This is a genomic window from Clostridium nigeriense (assembly GCF_050585265.1).
In the GTDB taxonomy this organism is placed as follows: Bacteria; Bacillota; Clostridia; order Clostridiales; family Clostridiaceae; genus Clostridium; species Clostridium nigeriense_B.
This window is the reverse complement of record NZ_JBNOOE010000038.1, coordinates 1-5,309: the sequence shown is the minus strand read 5'-3', so window position 1 is coordinate 5,309 and position 5,309 is coordinate 1. Positions and strand designations below refer to the sequence as shown.

Here is a 5,309-nt window from a genome sequence, read left to right as displayed (position 1 = left end):
AGCGGATTTTTTATACAGATAGCGATAGCTTCATGTTTTTATTAGGCTGCCATAATGTTAACTAAGTGACATTGGTCAAAAGACTCTTCTTTTTAATTTCCGGCTTTATTAATATGTTGGCTTGAAAATCCTTCTCTTTTTATAGACTTATGCTTGGAATTAGGGTTATGATTATGACCTTCTTCTGTTATTGGAGTTTGATAATTACACTTTTCCATTCTAGATCTTTTATTATCTGGTTGACTATCTTTAGGCATTGTTAAACCTCCTTAACTATTATTATATTATAGTTTTTCACTTAAATTAAAATTTAAACTGGAAATAAAAAGGCTAATGTATTTAGATACAATAGCCTTTTTATTTAAATGCCTAGAACGTCTTCCATATTATAAACTCTTGGAAATATAATAGTGCTCATATATTCTGCTGCCTTTAAAGCTCCTACAGCAAATACTTCTCTAGATAGAGCGGTATGAGATAGCTCTATAATTTCACCAGCTCCTGCAAATATAATATCATGCTCTCCAACTATAGAACCTCCTCGAACAGCATGGATTCCTATTTCATTTTTTTCTCTTTTAGAATCCCCATTTCTTCCATAAATATATTTAGTTTCAGTTGGAATTGCTTCTTTAATAGTGTCCGCTAATAAGATAGCAGTTCCACTTGGAGAATCAACTTTTTGATTATGATGTTTTTCTATAATTTCAATATCATAGTTTTCATATAGCGCAGGAACAACTTTTTTTAATAATGAATTTAATAGATTAATTCCTAAAGACATATTTGCAGATTTGAATATAGGAATTATTCTACTTTTTTCATTAATTAAAATTAAATCATCCTCACTATAGCCTGTAGAACATAAAATTATAGGTTTATTATTTTTTATTGATAATTCTAATAAATACTTAAGAGCATCAGGTCTTGAAAAATCAATTAACACATCATAATCTATATTAACATCTTTTGTATTTTTAAAAATTTTAAAATTACATTTATCATTAGGAAATCTATCTATACCGGCTACTATTTCGATGTTAGGGAAATTTTTTGAAGAATTTATTATCATTTGTCCCATTTTCCCACAGCAGCCATTTAATAAAACTTTTATCATTCTTAACTCCTTAAATTAAATTGTATTTTCTTAATGCTCCAATTAGCAAATTAAGGTTATTATCATCCATTTCACATAATGGTAGTCTAAGATTACCAACTTCCTTACCCATTATATTTAGAGCAGTTTTAACTGGAACAGGATTTGTTTCAATAAATAATTTATTAATTATATCTATTGTATCTAGTTGTAAATTAAGAGCTTTTTTGATATCACTATCTAAATAAGCTTGAGTCATATCATGAACTTCTTTTGGCATTACATTTGCCAATACAGAAATTACTCCGATACCACCTAAAGACATAATTGGAATTATTTGATCATCATTACCTGAATAAAAATCTAATTTATCCCTACATAGGGCTTTCATTTCAGCAACTTGACTAATATTCCCACTTGCTTCCTTTATTGCAACAATATTATTAAGTTTAGTTAACTCTAACAATTGTTTTGGAGCTATATTAACTCCAGTTCTACTTGGAACATTATATAAAATTATTGGTGTATTTACGGCATTATTAATTGATTCGAAATGTTTAAATAAGCCTTTGTTTGTAGTTTTATTATAATAAGGTGTTATAACTAGTAGACCATCAACACCAACAGATTCTGCATATTGACTCATTTCTACTGAAGATTCAGTATTGTTTGTCCCAGTACCTGCTATAACGGGAATTCTTTTGTTGATAGTATCTACAGTAAATTTAATTATCTTTTCTTTTTCTTCTTTAGTCATAGTACTTGCTTCACCAGTAGTACCGCAAATTACAATAGCATCAGTTTTTTCTTCTATATGCCATTCGAGTAATTCTCTTAGTTTTTCATAATCAACTTTATTATTTTTATTAAAAGGCGTAACGATTGCAACAGCAGACCCCTTAAAAATTGACATTATTTATCACTCCCTATTAATAGTTCGGCTATTTGAACTGCATTTAATGCAGCTCCCTTTCGAATATTATCAGCGACTACCCATAGGTTAAGCCCATTATCTATGCTAAAATCTCTTCTAATACGCCCAACAAACACATTATCCTTACCAGTTGATAATAAAGCAGTAGGATATTTAAGTTCAGCTACATTATCATATAATGTTATTCCTTTTGTATTGTTAAATAAATTGAAAACATCATTTAATTCAAATGATTTTTCTAGTTCTACATTAATACTTTCACTATGGCTATTTAATACAGGTACTCTAACGGTAGTTGCTGTAATTCTTAAGTCAGAATTATGAAGAATCTTCTTAGTTTCTTCAATCATTTTAACTTCTTCCTTTGTATAACCATTTTCTAAAAATACATCTATGTGAGGTAAGCAATTTCCAGCTATGGGATAAGGGAATTTCTTTGGTGGATTACCTTTGATACCCTCTTCAAGATCAGAGATGCCTTGAATACCCGCTCCTGAAACAGCCTGATAAGTAGAATATATTATTCTTTTAATTCCATAGTTATCTAATAAGACTTTTAATGGAAGCATAGCTTGAATTGTTGAGCAATTTGGATTAGCTATAATTCCATTATGCCATTTAACATCTTCGGGATTAACTTCAGGAACTACTAAAGGAACATTTTCATCCATTCTAAAAGCACTAGAATTATCTATCACTATAGCTCCATAAGATGAAAATATAGGAGAAAATTTTAAACTTACATCTCCACCAGCTGAAAATAAAGCGAAATCAATTTTCTTATCCTTAATATTTTCTTCAGCAGTTTCTTCAACTAAATATTCATATTCTTTAAATTTTAGTTTGGAACCAGCTGACTTTTTTGATGCAAAAAGATATAGATTTTCAATTGGGAAATCCCTTTCTTCTAGAATTTCTAAAAATTTTCTACCTACATTACCAGTAGCCCCAACTATAGCAACATTGTACATAAATTTTTCCCCCTTTTTATAATAGTAAAAATATAAAAAATATACTTACTATTAACTATAGTTAAATTATTCAAAAAATACAATACTTTATTACAATATATAAATATTCATTATATATAGTGATAAATAAATTTAGTAGTATATTCAGTTTTATTTTGGAGAAAATATAAATATTAAATTTACAGGGGGTATATAAATGAGTAAAACACCTTTAAAAAAAATAATTAAATCAAAAATTAAGTCAAATAAAGAGTTAAGCGATGCTGAAATCCTAAGGGAAAAAATAAAGTATGAAATTGCAGAAGAGTTAGGGTTAAGGGATAAGGTTGATTCTTATGGATGGGGAGGATTAACAGCAGAAGAAACAGGGCGTATAGGAGGAATAATGACTAAAAGAAAAAGAATACTTAAAATACCCACAAATGACGAAATATTAGGAAGAAAATAATAGTTTTTCTAATGCTTTTACTAAGTAGCATTGACTAAAAGAAAATTTACATTTAATATAGTTTTAGAAAACTATATTAGTGGGGGGGATTACTTTGGCATATGGAGATTTTGCTGAGATTTATGATGAATTAATATATGAAGATATTAATTATGATTCTATGTGTTCTAGGGTAATTGAAATATGTAATAAAGAAAATATATGTTTTAATAATTATTTAGACTTAGCATGTGGTACAGGCAATGTTACTTTAAGACTTGCAAAAAGCTTTAAGGAATCTTTTGCTGTTGACCTATCAGAAGATATGTTAAGAGAAGCTTTTGAAAAGCTAAAAAAAGAAAAAGTTAGATGTAAAATAATTTGCCAAGATATGAGTGAACTAAGTTTAAATAGAAAATTTGATCTGATTACTTCTGTATTAGATTCATCTAATTATATTATTGAAGAAGAAAAGTTTATGAATTATTTAAAATCTGTTAAAGAGCATTTAAATGATGAGGGTTTATTTATTTTTGATATTAATTCATATTATAAGCTTTCTAATATATTAGGCAATAATATATATACATATAGCGAAGAAGAAGTGTTTTATACTTGGGAAAATACTTTTGAAGATGAGCTTCTAAGTATGTACTTAACCTTCTTTGTTAAAAGAGGAGACTTATATGAAAGATTTGAAGAAGAACATTTAGAAAAAGCTTATACAGAAGATTTTATAGAAGAGGCTTTAGAAGAAGTCGGTCTAAGGATAATTGGTAAATTTGATGGCTATACAGATAAGAAGGTCAGTATAAATACAGAAAGAATTGTATATGTAGTTAAAAAGGAATTATTTAAGTAATGGAGGAATTATAATGGATAAAATAATAAGAGCAACAGCAAAAGATGGAATGATAAGAATTATTGCTGGAGAAACAACTAATTTAGTTAATACAGGTACAAGTGTACATGAATGTACACCAGTAGCAGCTGCTGCTTTAGGAAGAATGCTTACTGCTGGTGCTTTAATGGGTGTAACATTAAAATCAGAAAAAGAAGTTGTAACATTAAAGATTAATGGTGGTGGAGAAGCAAAGGGAGTTACTGTAACAGCATATGAAGGTGGGATAGTAAAAGGATATATTGGAAACCCATATGGAGAGCTTCCTTTAAATGCTAAAGGGAAATTAGATGTTGGTGGTTATATTGGTGTAAATGGTGAATTTACAGTTATTAAAGATTTAGGGATGAAAGATCCATATGTTGGTCAAGTTCCAATATATACTGGAGAAGTAGCAGAAGATTTAGCTTATTATTTCACTGTTTCAGAACAAACTCCTTCAGCAGTAGCTTTAGGTGTTTTAGTTGATAAGGACTACTCAATTAAAACTGCTGGTGGATTTATAATTCAAATGATGCCAGATGCAGATGAACTATTATCTGATTTACTTACTTATAGATTAGAAGAAATCCCTTCTATAACAGCAATGTTATTAGAACATGGAAGCATTGAAAAAGTATTAGAATATATATTTGATGGTATGGATTTAAATATATTAGAAGAAGCAACACCAGATTTTAAGTGTAACTGTTCAAGAGAAAAAGTTGAATCAGTTTTAATTTCAATTGGAGAAAAAGATCTTGAAGAAATATATAATGATAAAAAAGAAGAAGAAGTAAAATGTAACTTCTGTAATGCTTCATATAAATTTTCTCATGAAGAAATAGGAGAAATTTTAAATAAAGCTAGAGCTAAATAATGTTGCATAATAAAAATAAGATTTTTAAAAGAGCTGCCTAAAAGGCCAATGTCATTAAGTTAAGAAATTGGTTTTAAAAAAATCTACTAAGAGCAAGATATAAATTAATATCTTGCTCTTT

Annotated in this window: 7 protein-coding genes; 3 read left to right on the top strand and 4 right to left on the bottom strand. The window is 28.3% G+C overall.

Going from position 1 to position 5,309, the window contains the following annotated elements; all coding sequences use genetic code 11:
* Positions 1 to 92: 92 nt before the first annotated feature.
* From ACQPVP_RS16975 to ACQPVP_RS16960, 4 genes are all read right to left on the bottom strand, one after another.
* Positions 93 to 257 carry a hypothetical protein gene (locus tag ACQPVP_RS16975; protein ID WP_430851972.1) on the bottom strand — a complete coding sequence of 55 codons (165 nt, stop codon included), beginning with the start codon at positions 255 to 257 and terminating at the stop codon, positions 93 to 95.
* A 104-nt stretch (positions 258 to 361) separates the two neighbouring features.
* On the bottom strand, positions 362 to 1,117 hold the full coding sequence (dapB, locus tag ACQPVP_RS16970; RefSeq protein ID WP_430851970.1) for a 4-hydroxy-tetrahydrodipicolinate reductase: 756 nt from the start codon (positions 1,115 to 1,117) through the stop codon (positions 362 to 364).
* Between the two features lie 10 nt (positions 1,118 to 1,127).
* Positions 1,128 to 2,009, bottom strand: a complete 882-nt coding sequence (gene dapA / locus ACQPVP_RS16965) for a 4-hydroxy-tetrahydrodipicolinate synthase (RefSeq protein WP_430851968.1) — start codon at positions 2,007 to 2,009, stop codon at positions 1,128 to 1,130.
* Positions 2,009 to 3,001 carry an aspartate-semialdehyde dehydrogenase gene (locus tag ACQPVP_RS16960; protein WP_430851966.1) on the bottom strand — a complete coding sequence of 331 codons (993 nt, stop codon included), beginning with the start codon at positions 2,999 to 3,001 and terminating at the stop codon, positions 2,009 to 2,011. The genes dapA and ACQPVP_RS16960 overlap by 1 nt, the downstream gene beginning before the upstream one ends.
* A 196-nt stretch (positions 3,002 to 3,197) precedes the next feature.
* On the opposite strand from ACQPVP_RS16960, the gene ACQPVP_RS16955 reads away from it, so the two are divergent.
* The 3 genes from ACQPVP_RS16955 to hslO all read left to right on the top strand — a co-directional run bounded on the left by ACQPVP_RS16955 (position 3,198) and on the right by hslO (position 5,188).
* The gene (locus ACQPVP_RS16955) at positions 3,198 to 3,449 is read left to right on the top strand and encodes a small, acid-soluble spore protein, alpha/beta type (protein ID WP_430851964.1); all 252 of its coding nucleotides are present in this window, start codon (positions 3,198 to 3,200) and stop codon (positions 3,447 to 3,449) included.
* A 94-nt stretch (positions 3,450 to 3,543) separates the two neighbouring features.
* Positions 3,544 to 4,290 (top strand): class I SAM-dependent DNA methyltransferase, encoded by a 747-nt coding sequence (locus tag ACQPVP_RS16950; RefSeq protein ID WP_430851962.1) that lies wholly within the window; start codon positions 3,544 to 3,546, stop codon positions 4,288 to 4,290.
* Positions 4,291 to 4,300: 10 nt separating this feature from the next.
* On the top strand, positions 4,301 to 5,188 hold the full coding sequence (gene hslO / locus ACQPVP_RS16945; protein ID WP_430851974.1) for an Hsp33 family molecular chaperone HslO: 888 nt from the start codon (positions 4,301 to 4,303) through the stop codon (positions 5,186 to 5,188).
* Positions 5,189 to 5,309 lie beyond the last annotated feature (121 nt).